Source organism: Hyphococcus lacteus (assembly GCF_041058985.1).
In the GTDB taxonomy this organism is placed as follows: Bacteria; Pseudomonadota; Alphaproteobacteria; order Caulobacterales; family Parvularculaceae; genus Hyphococcus; species Hyphococcus lacteus.
Map to the genome: position 1 here is coordinate 415,715 of NZ_JBEHZE010000001.1, position 14,762 is coordinate 430,476.

Here is a 14,762-nt window from a genome sequence, read left to right on the forward strand (position 1 = left end):
CCGCGGCCTGACCTCAAGGGTTGGGTAATCAATATTTCATCTACCGTTCGGTCGCTTGTCGGTCTGTATTCAAGCGCCGTCAAAACTGCGGTTATCGTCCGATCATGCCAGTCAGCCCCTACGGAAATTAGTGCCGCTAGGAGACAAGAAAATCCCCGCATGTGCATCAATAGTTTTAGCACCTTTGGACCAAAAGGCGCGGTTCAAAAGCGCGAAAGCTATTCAAACTACATAATAATGCAGGGTTTTGAATGGTGATAATGTCAACAGACTATAGAAATGTCTGATCTCATTTTTTTGGCTGTGTCGCAGAAAAAATCAGCAAAACCAAGCCGGAGATGATAAACAGCGCGAACCCTGAGAGCATCCATGAGTTTAAAAACCATTGCTCCCCCCATTCAAATTCATTCCCCATGATTTTTCTCCACCCTGAAAAATGCTGCGTACTACCGACGGAAAAACCAAAAGCACCGACGACAGCCGCAAGGTATTTTACAATCCAATGGAATGGTCGGGGAAACAGCATAAGTAAGCCAAGAAGCCCAATAACGGTTCTTTGCGTTCGGCAATAAGGGCATTCATAAACAATGCCAGTAATATCAGTCGCCCACGTTATAATAGACAAGGCGATAGCGGCACATGCGATCAGGCGCATGTGATTGTTTAGAAACATAAGCATATGCAAGGTGCCCTTGAAGTAATGCTTCCCCCCAAAAGGAAAACTCCAATGCAACTATAAGCGATGGTTCAGGAAAAGAGCAATATTGCCTTCTTGCCGCACCCCGACAGGCAAGTGAAGAGGAACACCGGATGCGCTACGCCATACTATACGCTTCTTCCAGTATCACCACCTAACGCAAGTGCACCTCGCTAGAAGCAAGATCGCCATGACCCGGGACAAAGCGCCGGGCTGAAAAGCTATGAGGAACAACGGGGCTTCCATCATATAACTCATGGTGCGGGGCTGCTTCAGCGAATGCAGTCGCTAAATTAAATAAGTTTTCGGTCTGCCCATCCATCTCATCGAGGGCATGTTTCGCTAATTCACCGAGAATGGAATCAAGCTTTGGTAAAACTTGTTCATAAAACTCCGCAAAATCTTGGACCGATGCCGTCCAGCGTATTTCATTACGTTCGTGCTCGGTTCCGCGCGCCCACTTCCCTGCAAGGGCTTCTAGGTCTGCAAAGTCTTTTGGTAGTTTAATCATCGTATTTCGTCCTTACGCGTTCAGATATTCGCTGTGTGTCCGCGCAGCATGTCGGATCAAAAACTCCTGATCCATCAGTTGCATTTCATTGATTGCGCCAGAGCGAATTCCGGTAAAAGTGTCTTCCATCGTCGCAGTATCTTCGAGCCAAGCGTTTCGGTGAATTGCATTGACATGTAGCTGCGCCACCCGTTCGGCCGCGTTTCGCGCTGGTCGGAAATAATTGATCCCTTCCCAGAGGGTTCTCCCGTGATCCAATGGCCAGAACTGATGCGTGAAATAAGCCATACCAGGGTATCCACAACCAGATGCGAGGTGAATGATAAAATTCGGAAAAATATTCGGCAATTCGAATTGGAAATCGCTTCGCTCTGTCGGGTTAATGCCGGGTGGTAAAAAATCTCGGCGCGGACCATGATGCTCATCGCTGTGGAGCAAACCAGCAAACTTGGCTGTCGATTCTGCCGTTTCCATCCCTAGTCCGTAAATAGTTGAAGATGCATGCGGACCAATTAACTTGAACTCGCTATGTTCGATCCCTCGAAATCCGGGCAGAGAGCCTGCATGAATGGTGGGCACGTGATAGCCCTCTGAAAAGGCATAAAGGGCCACCTTCCAATTACATTCTAGCACTGTCGAATAACGAAAAGCGGTCGTCGCTTCGTGATAAGGATAGCCAGCGAATAGGTTTCCGAAATCACCGAGATATTCATCAAGCGACTGTTCAGGTTCATCAGCAAAGTTAATATAGATGAAGCCTTGCCACGTATCACAAGAAATTTCTTTTAGGCCCAAACAGGATTTATCCAACGATCCAAAATGATCTTCCAATGGCACTGAACGTAAAGCACCATCGGTCCCAAAAACCCAACCATGAAACCGGCACGATAAAACATTAGCCCGGGCGTTGCCGAATGTTTCGAAATCATTTGTTGGAACAACTTTGTTCCCGCGGTGCGTACACACATTATGAAATGCACGGACTTTCCCGTCTTTTCCGCGAACAATGAGTACAGATGCATCAGCAACCGCAAGTTCTTTTACTTTGTAATCACCCTTCTCCGGAATTTCCCAATTGGTCGCAACCTTTAGCCAACAACGCCCGAATATTTTTTCGCGTTCAAGATCATACACTGTTGGATCCTTGATCGCATCGATCGAAACAGGGTCAACACCTAACTCGGATCGAATAGATTCGATTGATCGGTTTAAATGGCTGAATGCTTCAGATCCATCTCGACGCTTTCCTGCTTCACTTATACTCATGGCTTCCTCTTTTACGCTGAATTCGTTTTTTGACGTTATGCTTTTTCAAGGGCAGCGGGCTTTTCATGCCACCCTTCAGGGTAATGAGAAATTAAATCAGCGATCAACTCGAGCCGAGAAAATTTCCATTTATCGTTATCGGATTTAATTTCAGCTATGTAGCGCCCTCCGATCCAATAGGCTTTATCGCTAGCTGAAGTCGCAATTTCCCACAGATAGAACTCTACCGTTCCGGCGGCAGAGTCAGCATCAAGCTCTACCTTCGGCGAAGCAAGGTAATGCAACGTCCAACTAAAACCGGTCTCTGCATTGCCGGCCACACCATCGGCTATTGACTGCGCACCCTTTAACTCTCCATACTGATCAATGATAAATACGGCGTCATCCGTAAAAAGGGGTAACAGTTCTGTCGCCGATGGTCCGGCATCAAAGGCCCTACCCAAATCGACAATTAGATCGTCGATCGAACGCAAAGCCTCTAGACGCCGAAGTCGGTTTTCCAAGGTTAGTTCAGACACCGCACACCATTTTCAGTTGTTACATTCTCAGCTGAGAACAGCACTACCGCTTTAGTAAGAATATTTCGCAGTCAGATACCATTCGCGTGGTCGGCCATAGACGCCTTCAACCAAACCACCGAAATCATCCACGTAACCAGATCCGAGATAGACTTCTTTGGTCAGATTTTTCACACCAAATGATATTCCCCAGTCACTATCGTCAGCCTCGAAAGCGATTGACGCATTGAGCAAATGATATCCGTCCTGCACCAAGAGCGGCGTGTTAACGGCATCATTGAAAACCTCTGAACGATATGACCAATCTACGCGCGGTCGGAAAGTACCAAACCCTGAAGCTTCGATATCATATGATGCGCTCGCACTGAGTGTCCATTTTGGTGCGTTTTGCAGTTTAGAATCGACGTCAACACCGGCGCTTAATGCACGAATATCAACACTTTTATATTTTGCATCAAGATAACCAATTCCGGCCTCGATGGACAATTCGCCAACCGGACGGGACTGCATCTCAAGCTCAAAACCTCTGATTTGGGCCTTCGCGGCATTTTGAATAATCGGCGCAAAACCCAATGTCGGGTCGTTCACAGTAATCTGAAGATTGTCGTAATCGTTTTGGAATATTGCTCCGTTCACACGCATACGACGGTCAAAAAGATCTGACTTAAAGCCAACTTCATAGGTTGTGCTTGTCTCTGGCGCAAAGGAGGGAATGAAAGCGAAAGGTGGGAAGACACGTTGTGTGAAACCGCCGCCTTTGAACCCTTGCGAATAGGAGACATAGGTCATGACCTCCGGGCTAAACCGATAAGAAAGACTAACCATCGGAGTCCATGCTTCGTCTTTGATGCTCGCTGTCTGTCCCAACGGGCCCATCAACGGATCGCCATCTTGCAGACCCGAACCATCTGGATTGAATGGTGAGCCGGTAAGGAAGCCAGCCTCGACAACATATTGGTTTGCGTTATCAAACGTTTTTTCATCCTGCGTCCAACGCACACCAGCAGTAAGATTTAGGTCAGGTAGAATTTCAACCGTACTCTGACCGAAAAACGCTAAACTCTCACCATCCAACACGGCACCACTGAGAAAAATAGAATCAACAATGTTGACGAGATCTTTGTGATTCCCGCTTTCGTTCGAATAATATCCGCCCAGCACCCAATTTATACGACCATCCATAAAGTCGCCCAAAAGCTGAACCTCTTGAGAGAACTGATCTTGCGTCCAATCGCTGTTTGTCTGAACAATACTCGCAGGGCTATGATCCGAATCGCGTGTCCAGAAACCCGTCACCTGACGGTATGCCGTTATCGACTTGATCGACAACGCGTCAGTCGCTTGCCAATTTACGGTGCCTGAAACGCCCCAGATATTCACATCCGATCCAGAGCGATAAGGTTCTGGATTGCCATTGGTGAACGCGTCAGAAATAGCCGTGAACGTACCGCCGTGTTGATAGGGCGCGAGTGCCCATTGGCTATTGAAGCAACGCTGATCCGAAAGCCGTGCAGCATTTGATGTATCCGTACAAATGCCGGGTGCCCCGGAGAAAGCAGCGTTCCAAGCCTGCGCTGCCGGCGCATTTTCGTTAATTGTCAATGCAACGACCGGGGCAGAATTTTCACGTGATCGCGATCCATCCGCAGAGATATCAATGGTAAGATCCGAAGTCGGCTCAAGGCGAAGCGCAAAACGCCCAGCAAGCTGATCCGTATCCCCTAAATCTGGTGCTTCAGCAAGGACACCTTCTACATGCCCATCACGTGTGTGATAGAACCCGGCAAGGCTGGCGTAAACACCTTCCGCAATCGGAAGATTAATCGAACCTTTAGCCTGAAAACGATCAAATCGGCCAGTTGTGAGCGCTAACGTACCCCCGAGATTTTCATCGGGTGTTTTCGACACCACACTTACAGCACCGCCAATAGTGTTGCGCCCAAAGAGTGTGCCCTGTGGGCCCCGCAGAATTTCAATCCGTTCGACATCAAGAACATCGAGCACGTTGCCAACCCCGCGCGAAATATAAACACCGTCAAGGTAAAGACCGACGCCCGGATCAGCAGAAAGCTGATAGTCGTTTTGACCAATTCCGCGCACGTAAATTGCGGCGGTTGCATTGCTGGCTGAAACCGGGACCGAGCTATTGAACTTCACATTAGGGGTGAAGTCTCCAATCTCTGTCACAGTATCAATGCCCCGGTCTTCAAGGCCCGTCGCTGTTACCGCAGACATCGAGATTGGCGTATCCTGTAAAGACTCTGCGCGGCGACGAGCCGTAACAGTAATAACCTCAATTCCGGCAGTTGATTGCGCGCCGGTAGCCTCATCTTGCGCCACCGCGCTAGAAACCGGCATCATAGCCCCAGAAAAGCACGCACTAAGCAATAGCCCGCCGCGCAAATGCCGCAATCCGGCACCAAAGCGGGACGATAGTAGGTTTTTGGTTTTATTTCCCTCAGTAGTCATCGTTTTCTCTATCCTTCCAAACACCCATTTCCAATTGACGTGCTTCCTTCCCCAGAAGCGGAACTGTCAGTAGGACGATCTGTTCGGGTGCAAAGAGCCCGCCCCTTCTGTACGAGGTTTAATATCTTTCTAATCTAAGAAATCCAGCTAGCCCCACAGTGCTGCATGAAGCATCACAGCGCGATTCAATAAGCTTCCATCGAAGCGATATCCGAAAAGTAGCGCACGGTGGCCTTCTACATCACATTTGGAGTAATGGCGCTTGAAACGGTTTTCAGACGATCACAGCAGTATTTAGCTGGCGCAATTTCGTCCAATTTTTTTGAGTGTTTCCGACGGGCGCTCACCGAAACGCTCGTGATAGTCCCGCGCAAATTTTGACAGATGGGTAAAGCCACACCCAAGCGCCACATCAGTGACCGTTACACCTAGGTCTGCACCGTTCAGCAATTGACGATGCGCGAGAAGCAAGCGGCGGTTTTTTAGGTAGTTCATCGGTGTTGTATCGCGAAAACGTCTGAAACCAGCATGCAGTGACCGCGCCGACACTCCGGATACAGAAACCATCTCGTCCATAGAAATCGGATCGCTAATTCGTTGATTGATGAACGCCTCAACACGCCGAACATAATATGGTGCCGCGACTGATTTCGGAGCATCAAAAAGATCACTGTGATTATGCGGTACAGCCGCCAGCAAGAGACGTTGTAATGTTTCCTCAACCCCTTTTGATGCGCGGGAATGCTCGAATGCCGATGAGCCACTATCCAAATCATCACAAATGGTGCGTACAAGCCTAGCAAAAGCAACAGACCGCCCCTCAAACCGTACCGGCTTTGGCGAGAAATGGAGCTCGTTCGGCTTGAACCCCAGCTCCTGCATTAGCACCGATTCGAGACCTTCCTTAGACATTTTTACGGTGAAATGTTTGTATCCTTCACAAAACACCTGACGAACCTTTTCCTCAGGGTCGAGCACACACATCTCACCAGGGCGCAGCGCAAACGCTGTATCACCTTGCGTAATTTCCGCTACGCCACTCAGCGCTATTTGCACTAAATATAACGCATCCATTGGCGGTATACTGACGACCACACGGCCATAAGGGTTGCCGTAGTCGGTTGCGTTAAAGGTTACTGAATTTAGAGACGCCTGATGATGACGAAATTCAATGGGCGGGCATCCGCCCGTAATTTGAAGCTCGTGAGGGCAAAACATCTGGCACATATGATCGTGCACTTCGTCTATATCCTGACTAACCATTCGCGCCATATGCGAAAGTGGCAGCCCCGTTCCATCCCAATATTGATGATTTTGAGTCTGCATTAACATTGGTTTTTCCCTTCAGTTCTCCGCCTCCATTATGCCCTTGAGAAGACGTCATCAATTATATTATCTGGCGGTACAAAACTCCGCTTACTGTGCGTAGCACCGAGGTTGATCAGCATCGTACACGTTGCAAAACCCACCAGACCCGGATTCAGCACAGGTACCGATAGTCGCTCGGACAAGTAGGCATGCGACTGGTGCATGGTAGTTGAGCCGAGGACCAGAACGTCTGCACCATCCTCTTTCAATGCCGTCTGCGCCGCATCTAACAAGAGTGGGAATACGCTGTCTTCTTTACCCGCTAATAGTTCGGCGGTGTCTGGTCTAACGTCAATTGACTTTATCGATGCCACTCTGTCCGCCAATCCCTGCTCGCGGAGAACCTTGTCGTATAACCACAGCCATCTATCCCACATACTCAGTATAGAAAATTTCTTTCCTAACTGACATGCTAAATGATATGAAGCTTGCGCAGTTCCGACCACAGGAATGGAGAGCCGCGAGCGTAACGCAGTCACCCCAGAATCGCTCATAGAGTTGACACAAACGGCGTCATACCCCTCTTCTTCGGCACGTGCGCCAGCTTCGAGACAATAGGCATCAGCGATCACACCCTCATAAATGGAATCAAGCGTCCCACCGCCTTTAGCCGCGCAAACAAAATCGACTTGTGTATCAGAGGGAATGATAGTGTCTGGTATCTGACTTGCGAACGCCGCAAGCGCAGCATCCGGCACCGGTACAGGGATGATCATTTTTATCTTACGGCCCACTCTAGTCACCCCTTTTTGAAATGGTTACTCAGAAAACAACCGGTCATCACGCCGCGACAACCACGGTGCTTCGCAAAAATTGCGCACTACACCACCGATTGTCCAATACCCAAACGCAAAACCACTAGACCCGCAGGGTATCACGCTACTTCATACGCGCCCTCCAAAGAGCATTTCAGTGCTTTCTGCAAGAAAAGCCGGATATAGCGCTGAGGGGTCATGTCTTGCACCAACCGGATAGCTGGTTGGCCATCTACCTTTCATCCTCCGCATAAATAGAAATGGAGCGGAACATCGTGACAGCTGAGCTTCCCGAGGGTTTTGAAGACCTAATGCCATTTATCGATTGGGCCCGCCCAACAGAGTTGGGCCGCAACGAAAAACGTTGGTCGGTGACTTTGGATGAAAGCCAAAAGTTCTATGATGCAATGCTGGCTCGCGGACCAGCCGCCCTCGAATACTTAAATCAATTTTCTCTTGAAAACATTTCGGGTGCTGATCGCGCATTGCTTGATATGTGTTTGGCTTTAGCAGAAGCGGCAGCAACAATAGAAATGTACGAAGACCCGCAACCCAAATATGTCTTTCCAATTCAGCGTTTTGTTCCGGTGCATGATAAATGGCCGCTAACCGGTAATAGAGGTGAAAAATGAGCGATTCCCCACGCCGCTTCATGAAACAATACCCTGAAGAGAGCCAAGAGCCGGTACCAATTGAGCGCTATACTTCAAAGGATTATTTCGAGCGCGAACGCGAAGCGGTGTTCCGTCGTAAATGGCTAAATGTTGGCAACACGCTGCAAGTCCGAAAACCGGGTGACTATTTCGTTGTCGATCTTGAAATTTTGGATACATCCCTTCTTATTATTCACGGTAAAGACGGAAAAATTCGCGCCTTTCACAATATGTGTTCCCATCGTGGTGCCCCAGTTGCCTGGGATAAACAGGGAAGTTGTAAAGGGTATCTAGCGTGCCGGTTTCATGGATGGGTCTATGACCTGACAGGAAAATTAGTTCAGGTCTCTGATGCTGAGAACTTTCCCTCCGTAAAGGCAGAAGAAAACGGATTAACCGAAGTTCATTGCGATGTCTGGAAGAATTTCATCTTCATCAACATGGCCCAGACACCTGAAGAGACGTTAGCCGAACACCTTGCTCCGATATCTGATGATATTGGTCGATTTGATTTTAACGGGTTCACCCCTGCCTTTTCCTATCGCATAGATGAAAATGTCAATTGGAAAACCTTGCAAGAGGCTCAATTGGAAGGCTGGCATCTACCATATCTCCACGAGAAAACGCTGGCGCGCGCCGTCAAAATTGATGGTCGCCAATATCGTCATGCCGGAATTGAGCTTCATGGCCTGCATGGTGTTTTAGGCTCTCCGCCGCCCGAGTCGCATGAACTTCCGCCAACTGCTGCACTCGCCAGCCAATTTGGTACGGGAACAATGCAAGCGTTTGGGACCAAGGCTGAAAACAACGACGACAGCTATAACTTTCGAGGTTCATTCGATTTCTGGCACATCTTTCCTAACTTTTTTGTCGGCCTACTGGATGGTCTATATTTTACATTCAACATTTGGCCCGTCGCTGTTGATCGCAGCATTTGGGAGATCAATGGTTACTATCCTCCAGTAAAAACCGCAGGTGAGCTATTCGCGCTCGAATATTCAAAAGTAAGCCTGCGCGATCCGATGATGGAAGATTGCTACACACATGAATTGATTAGTTCACGGCTTAAATCGGGCGCAAAAAAACACATCCATTTTCAAGACGAAGAAATTCTCGCCCGCCATTTGGGCAGTGGTGTTGATCAATGCATTAAAAAATACGATTCAAATCATCCGAGGTTGGCTTGACCATCAGCAATCATTATGACGTCGTAATCATTGGTGCTGGCCATGCTGGTGCCGCTATGGCTATTTCTCTTCGGCAGAGAGATTTCGCCGGCTCCATCTTATTGGTTGGAGACGAATTAAGCCTGCCCTATGAGCGTCCGCCACTCTCAAAGGACTATTTGCTTGGCAACCTAGAGACAGCTAAGCTACTCATCCGTCCCGAAGCATATTGGCATGAAAATTCAGTAGACCTTGAATTAGGATCGCCCGTCGCTGCGCTTAATCACAAAGATTCCGAAATTACTTTCTCTGATGGTCGGCGCATTGGTTTTAATTGGTGCGTTTTGGCGACTGGTGGACGCGCGCGCTACCTTAACAGTCCTGGTGCCAATCTTACCGGTATTCATTGCCTACGAAATATCGACGATGTAGAGCGCATTCGCACTGAGCTTGCCTTGGTCGAAGATGTTGCGGTTGTCGGCGCAGGTTTTATAGGTCTTGAATTCGCCGCCGTAGCTCGCACCCTCGGCAAAAATGTAACCGTGATCGAAGCTCAAGAACGCGTGCTTGCGCGGGTCACCTCCCCTACCATTTCTGAATTCATCGAATCTCAACATCGCGATGAAGGCGTGCAGTTCTATCTTAAACATGGGGTCACCGCCTTTGAAGGCGACGGCAACGTTTCATCTGTTCTTCTGGAAGACGGCACGAAAATACCTGCGCAACTTGTTGTGTGTGGCATTGGTATTGACGCTGAAACTACGCTTGCCGAAGGCGCTGGTTTAGAATGTGATCACGGCGTTGTTGTTGATGAAAGCTTCCGTAGCTCTGCCCCGAATGTTCTGGCGATCGGTGATTGCTCACGCCACCCCAATATTTTTGCTGGCGGCCCATGGCGCTTAGAGTCAGTCCAACACGCACAGGATTCGGCGGCCGTCGCAGCGGAATTAATTCTCGGGGAATCAATTCCCTACTCACAAGTCCCCACATTCTGGTCAGATCAATACAATATCCGCTTACAATCAGCAGGGTTGTTAGGGGTCGAGTATGACACGGTCATCCGTGGGCGAATTGAAGATAAAAAGTTTTCAGTTATATACACCCGTGACAATCGCGTCGTTGCGATAGATTGCGTTAACTCTCCGCGCGATTTCATGGCCGCTAGAAAACTGATCCAACAGGGGGCGCAACCTGATCCAATTCAGTTAGCCGATATCGCGGTTCCGCTCAGATCCCTTGTTTGAGTCATGCGCGTCAACAATACTTTCTGCATGCAATTCACGACTGATTTTTATCAGTGCAGTCAATTCACTCGTAACATCGCCAACTCGGTGAATCATCATTATCGGCGATTGCGCTTCGCTATCTGTAATCGGCGCATAAGCAATGTCGTCTCGTCGCAATCGCTGTACCGATTCCGGAACGATGCAAATGCCCTCATAGGCCGCAACCAAACCGATCGCCGTTTGCAATTCTCGAACCTCCACTATCGATTTCGGCTGTTGCCCCACATCACGGAAAACGCCCAGAACTTGATCGGCATAGCTCGGGCGTACCGGACGCGGATAAACGATCAACCGTTCGCTCACCAAATCAGCCAAGCCTATCGGGTTTTTTCCTTCTGCAAGCGGATGATCCGCCGGAAGCACAGCAACCAGCTTTTCATTTGCCAAAACGATACGCCTGATCCCAGGGTCCTCAATTTGCAACCGCCCAAATCCGATATCGATTCTACCGTCCTTCAGGGCAGCGATCTGTTCAACGGTGGAATATTCGAGCAAAGATACATCCACTTGATCGAGGTGCCGACGAAGCCGGCGGATCACCTCTGGCAACAATCCGTAAAGCGTCGACCCCACAAACCCAATCACAAAGCGACGACGCTGCGCACTCGCAGCTTGCCGCATGGTCGCTTGCAACTGGTCCATGCCAGAAAGTACCTGTGCGGCATATTCATAAAGCAAACGCCCCGATTGGGTCAGCTTGATCGGGCGGGCTGCTCGATCAAACAGCGTGCTCCCCACCTCTTCTTCGAGTTGTCGTATTTGTCGGCTAAGCGGCGGTTGCGCGATATTCAACGCCTCAGCCGCGCGGGTAAAGTTTCGCTCATTGGCGACGGCCACGAAGTAACGAAGGTGTCGGATTTCCATAGAATACCTTTCAGGTATTCCATTTTGCCTCATTGGTCTTTGACCGACAAGATCTCCGAACCTATTAAACCCCTATTTTCAATAAATTACATGAGGGTTGGATGGCGATTACAATAGACCGGATTGATACCTGGATCGTTGATGTTCCAACCATCCGTCCACATGTTTTGTCGATGACATCAATCAACAAGCAAGTAATGATGTTTGTTTTTGTTACCTGCTCGGATGGAATTGTTGGGGTTGGAGAAGGCACCACAATCGGCGGCTTAAGCTACGGCGATGAAAGCCCGGAAGGGATGAAGCTCGCTATTGATCTTTATTGTACGCCCCTGCTGCTTGGTCAGAATGCGACAATTCCCGCCGCCGCTATGGCCTTGCTGCGCAGCCAAGTGGTTGGCAATCATTTCGTAAAAAACGCTTTGGAATGCGCGCTTCTCGACGCTGCGGCGCAACGATCAGGCGTGGCTATGTCTGAATTATTGGGCGGTCGGTTGCGCGATAAACTGCCTGTTTTATGGGCGTTAGCGAGTGGTGACACCAATCGCGATATTGACGAAGCCACTCAGATGATTGAGTGCGGGCGTCACAATGTCTTCAAACTTAAAATTGGCAAACGCCCCCTTAAAGAAGATGTTGCCCATGTCGCCGCCATCAAACGCGCATTAGGGGATCGGGCATCCATTCGGGTCGATGTTAATCAAGCGTGGAATCAACACACGGCGACACGCGGCGCAAAAATGCTCGCTGATGCCGGTGTCGATCTGATCGAACAGCCCGTGCATCGGGCTGACCGTGTTGGATTGGAGCAACTAACGCGCAATTCACCAGTGCCAATTATGGCGGATGAGACACTGAACGGGCCTGGCGACGCACTAGACATCGCACGGCATCGCGGGGCGCATGCCTTTTCTATCAAGCCTGCACAGTCAGGCGGGCTTTTCGCAGCCGGGCAAATCGCGGCCATCGCAACAGCAGGGAATATCGGTATTTACGGCGGCACAATGCTTGAGGGCGGGATTGGCACGACCGCTTCAGCACAATTATTTTCCACGTTTGAGAAACTTGATTGGGGAACTGAGCTTTTTGCTCCACTACTTCAAACCGAAGACATTCTCGCGACACCACTAACTTATAGTGACTTTTCTTTGCATGTTCCAACTGGGACTGGTCTCGGCGTGCAGCTTGATATGGATAAAGTCAAAAATTTCCGACGCGATGGGCCAACACGAAGTGTTCACAGCCAAACTAATAGGAGAACTGCCTGATGTTGTTCATGGTACGCATGGATGTAAATGTTCCGCCAGACTTTGATTCTGATACTTTCGAAAAATTGAAACAAACCGAAAAAGCGCGCGCTGAGGATTTGCAACGATCAGGCAAATGGCAGCATTTGTGGCGTATAGCGGGGCAATACGCCAATATCAGTATATTCGACGTCAGCGATGCTGCCGAGTTGCACGACATACTTATAAATCTACCGCTGTTTCCATTCATGTCGACCGAAGTGACGGCGCTTTGCCGCCACCCGTCTGCGATCATCGATGACTGAATAAGAAAATAAGGAGGAAACCATGACTGATATTGTCAATTCTAAACAAGTTCAGGATCTACTCGATACTGCTGCGGGCATCAACCAAAGTGGTGGCAATCCGAGAGTCAAATCGATCATGCGTGATTTGCTGGAAGGGCTGATGACCACCATAGAAAAGCACGATATCAGCGAAGATGAATTCTGGGTCGCCCTGAAATTTCTCCAAGACGGTGTAGGGGAATTTGGCTTGATCGCGCCTGGCGTTGGCATAGAGCATTTCCTGGATTTACACATGGATGCAAAGGACGCCGAAGCTGGCCTGGAGGGTGGCACGCCACGAACTATCGAGGGCCCCCTTTATGTAGCGGGTGCCCCATTAATCGAGGGCGATCTGTCAAAGACAAACGATGTGAACCTAACTGATGACCCCGACGATACCGAAACGATGGTCATGTCCGGACGCATCACCGGCCCCGATGGCGAACAAGTGAAAGATGCAATTATGCATGTTTGGCATGCAAATTCGAAAGGCTTTTATTCACATTTTGATCCCACGGGAACACAAAGCCCTTTCAATAACCGCCGTCGCATCAAGCTCGGTGAAGATGGTCGATACTCCTTCCATTCAAAAATGCCGTGCGGTTATGCGGTTCCGCCTGGAGGGTCCGCAGATCAATTGATGAAGGTGCTTGGGCGACATGGTAATCGTCCTGCCCATGTGCATTTCTTCATTGAAGCACCGGGATATCGCACCCTCACGACACAGATTAATTTTGGCGATGACCCACACGCACATGATGATTTTGCGTTTGGAACACGCGAAGGATTGTTACCCGTCCCTGATCGCAGTAGCGGTAGCTCCGAAATTCATTTTGATTTCAAACTTCAACGTGCAAAATCAGATGGCGACCAGAGCTTTTCTAAACGGGCGCGTGCATCTGCATGAACAAACTATTTGATACACCTGCAGCAGCGCTAGATGGATTGTTGTTTGACGGCATGACGATCATGTCAGGTGGTTTTGGGCTTTCTGGTAATCCAGAAAGCCTAATCCCCGAGATTCGTGCCGCAGGCGTTAAGAATCTCACAGTTATCTCTAACAATGCCGGTGCTGATGGTTTTGGGCTTTGGATGCTGTTAGAGACGCGACAGATCGACAAAATGATCTCTTCCTATGTGGGCGAGAACAAACTTTTTGAACAACAATATTTGTCCGGTGACCTAGAACTTGAACTCACCCCCCAAGGTACACTGGCCGAGCGCATTCGGGCTGGCGGTACCGGAATTCCAGCCTTTTATACAGCCACCGGTGTTGGAACCATCGTGGCCGAAGGTAAGGCCACGGAAACATTCGAGGGCCGCGAGTATATTCGCGAAACGTGGCTTCGTTCTGATCTTTCAATCGTGAAAGCCTGGCGTGCGGATCATGCGGGCAACCTTCAATTTCGTAAAACTGCACGCAATTTCAATCCGAACATGGCAACCGCTGGCAAGGTCACTGTGGCCGAGGTGGAAGAGATCGTTCCTGACGGGACCTTCGATCCTGACCATGTGCACACACCCGGCATTTTTGTAGACCGCGTCGTTCTCTCAACGATCAATGAAAAACGTATCGAAAATCGCACGGTCCGTAAGCGCGAAGAAGTTTGAAATAGTCCACCCAATACCATCAACGTGC

The 14,762-nt window shown here is 49.3% G+C and carries 15 protein-coding genes; 7 read left to right on the forward strand and 8 right to left on the reverse strand.

Annotation, left to right across the window (positions count from 1 at the left end):
• Positions 1–289 precede the first annotated feature (289 nt).
• The 7 genes from ABFZ84_RS01930 to ABFZ84_RS01960 form a co-directional block, all read right to left on the reverse strand.
• Complete coding sequence (locus tag ABFZ84_RS01930) at positions 290–679, reverse strand: hypothetical protein (protein WP_369312223.1); 390 nt, start codon at positions 677–679, stop codon at positions 290–292.
• A gap of 172 nt (positions 680–851) precedes the next feature.
• Positions 852–1,208 (reverse strand): hypothetical protein, encoded by a 357-nt coding sequence (locus ABFZ84_RS01935; protein WP_369312224.1) that lies wholly within the window; start codon positions 1,206–1,208, stop codon positions 852–854.
• A gap of 12 nt (positions 1,209–1,220) precedes the next feature.
• Positions 1,221–2,474, reverse strand: coding sequence for an aromatic ring-hydroxylating oxygenase subunit alpha (locus tag ABFZ84_RS01940; protein WP_369312225.1), 1,254 nt, complete (start codon positions 2,472–2,474; stop codon positions 1,221–1,223).
• Between the two features lie 35 nt (positions 2,475–2,509).
• Positions 2,510–2,992 (reverse strand): nuclear transport factor 2 family protein, encoded by a 483-nt coding sequence (locus ABFZ84_RS01945; protein ID WP_369312226.1) that lies wholly within the window; start codon positions 2,990–2,992, stop codon positions 2,510–2,512.
• Between the two features lie 51 nt (positions 2,993–3,043).
• Complete coding sequence (locus tag ABFZ84_RS01950) at positions 3,044–5,461, reverse strand: TonB-dependent receptor (protein ID WP_369312227.1); 2,418 nt, start codon at positions 5,459–5,461, stop codon at positions 3,044–3,046.
• A 294-nt stretch (positions 5,462–5,755) separates the two neighbouring features.
• Positions 5,756–6,793: an AraC family transcriptional regulator gene (locus tag ABFZ84_RS01955; RefSeq protein ID WP_369312228.1), complete on the reverse strand. Its 1,038-nt coding sequence runs from the start codon at positions 6,791–6,793 to the stop codon at positions 5,756–5,758.
• Positions 6,794–6,822: 29 nt separating this feature from the next.
• A complete protein-coding gene (locus tag ABFZ84_RS01960; RefSeq protein WP_369312229.1) occupies positions 6,823–7,563 on the reverse strand; it encodes an aspartate/glutamate racemase family protein in 741 nt (246 codons plus the stop codon).
• A 296-nt stretch (positions 7,564–7,859) separates the two neighbouring features.
• Here ABFZ84_RS01960 and ABFZ84_RS01965 point away from each other — a divergent pair, with 296 nt between their 5' ends.
• Genes ABFZ84_RS01965 through ABFZ84_RS01975 form a run of 3 tightly spaced genes read left to right on the forward strand, consistent with a single transcriptional unit; the run spans position 7,860 to position 10,647 of the window.
• Positions 7,860–8,216 (forward strand): hypothetical protein, encoded by a 357-nt coding sequence (locus tag ABFZ84_RS01965; RefSeq protein WP_369312230.1) that lies wholly within the window; start codon positions 7,860–7,862, stop codon positions 8,214–8,216.
• The gene (locus tag ABFZ84_RS01970; RefSeq protein WP_369312231.1) at positions 8,213–9,424 is read left to right on the forward strand and encodes an SRPBCC family protein; all 1,212 of its coding nucleotides are present in this window, start codon (positions 8,213–8,215) and stop codon (positions 9,422–9,424) included. The genes ABFZ84_RS01965 and ABFZ84_RS01970 overlap by 4 nt, the downstream gene beginning before the upstream one ends.
• Positions 9,421–10,647, forward strand: coding sequence for an NAD(P)/FAD-dependent oxidoreductase (locus tag ABFZ84_RS01975; RefSeq protein ID WP_369312232.1), 1,227 nt, complete (start codon positions 9,421–9,423; stop codon positions 10,645–10,647). Before ABFZ84_RS01970 ends, ABFZ84_RS01975 begins: the two co-directional genes overlap by 4 nt.
• Here ABFZ84_RS01975 and ABFZ84_RS01980 read toward each other — a convergent pair.
• On the reverse strand, positions 10,609–11,553 hold the full coding sequence (locus ABFZ84_RS01980) for a LysR family transcriptional regulator (RefSeq protein WP_369312233.1): 945 nt from the start codon (positions 11,551–11,553) through the stop codon (positions 10,609–10,611). The genes ABFZ84_RS01975 and ABFZ84_RS01980 overlap by 39 nt on opposite strands.
• A 101-nt stretch (positions 11,554–11,654) precedes the next feature.
• On the opposite strand from ABFZ84_RS01980, the gene ABFZ84_RS01985 reads away from it, so the two are divergent.
• The 4 genes from ABFZ84_RS01985 to ABFZ84_RS02000 are packed head-to-tail and all read left to right on the forward strand — an operon-like array spanning position 11,655 to position 14,734.
• Positions 11,655–12,818, forward strand: coding sequence for a muconate/chloromuconate family cycloisomerase (locus ABFZ84_RS01985; RefSeq protein ID WP_369312234.1), 1,164 nt, complete (start codon positions 11,655–11,657; stop codon positions 12,816–12,818).
• Positions 12,818–13,102: a muconolactone Delta-isomerase gene (gene catC, locus ABFZ84_RS01990; protein WP_369312235.1), complete on the forward strand. Its 285-nt coding sequence runs from the start codon at positions 12,818–12,820 to the stop codon at positions 13,100–13,102. Before ABFZ84_RS01985 ends, catC begins: the two co-directional genes overlap by 1 nt.
• A 22-nt stretch (positions 13,103–13,124) precedes the next feature.
• On the forward strand, positions 13,125–14,030 hold the full coding sequence (locus tag ABFZ84_RS01995) for a dioxygenase family protein (protein ID WP_369312236.1): 906 nt from the start codon (positions 13,125–13,127) through the stop codon (positions 14,028–14,030).
• Complete coding sequence (locus tag ABFZ84_RS02000) at positions 14,027–14,734, forward strand: CoA transferase subunit A (protein WP_369312237.1); 708 nt, start codon at positions 14,027–14,029, stop codon at positions 14,732–14,734. Before ABFZ84_RS01995 ends, ABFZ84_RS02000 begins: the two co-directional genes overlap by 4 nt.
• Positions 14,735–14,762: the final 28 nt, after the last annotated feature.

Bases quoted from the DNA above. Each gene is read 5' to 3' on its own strand.
- ABFZ84_RS01950 (WP_369312227.1), bottom strand. From the start codon at position 5,461: ATGACTACTGAGGGAAATAAAACCAAAAACCTACTATCGTCCCGCTTT.
- ABFZ84_RS01970 (WP_369312231.1), top strand. From the start codon at position 8,213: ATGAGCGATTCCCCACGCCGCTTCATGAAACAATACCCTGAAGAGAGC.
- ABFZ84_RS01930 (WP_369312223.1), bottom strand. From the start codon at position 679: ATGCTTATGTTTCTAAACAATCACATGCGCCTGATCGCATGTGCCGCT.
- catC (WP_369312235.1), top strand. From the start codon at position 12,818: ATGTTGTTCATGGTACGCATGGATGTAAATGTTCCGCCAGACTTTGAT.
- ABFZ84_RS01955 (WP_369312228.1), bottom strand. From the start codon at position 6,793: ATGTTAATGCAGACTCAAAATCATCAATATTGGGATGGAACGGGGCTG.
- ABFZ84_RS01980 (WP_369312233.1), bottom strand. From the start codon at position 11,553: ATGGAAATCCGACACCTTCGTTACTTCGTGGCCGTCGCCAATGAGCGA.
- ABFZ84_RS01935 (WP_369312224.1), bottom strand. From the start codon at position 1,208: ATGATTAAACTACCAAAAGACTTTGCAGACCTAGAAGCCCTTGCAGGG.
- ABFZ84_RS01985 (WP_369312234.1), top strand. From the start codon at position 11,655: ATGGCGATTACAATAGACCGGATTGATACCTGGATCGTTGATGTTCCA.
- ABFZ84_RS02000 (WP_369312237.1), top strand. From the start codon at position 14,027: ATGAACAAACTATTTGATACACCTGCAGCAGCGCTAGATGGATTGTTG.
- ABFZ84_RS01995 (WP_369312236.1), top strand. From the start codon at position 13,125: ATGACTGATATTGTCAATTCTAAACAAGTTCAGGATCTACTCGATACT.
- ABFZ84_RS01940 (WP_369312225.1), bottom strand. From the start codon at position 2,474: ATGAGTATAAGTGAAGCAGGAAAGCGTCGAGATGGATCTGAAGCATTC.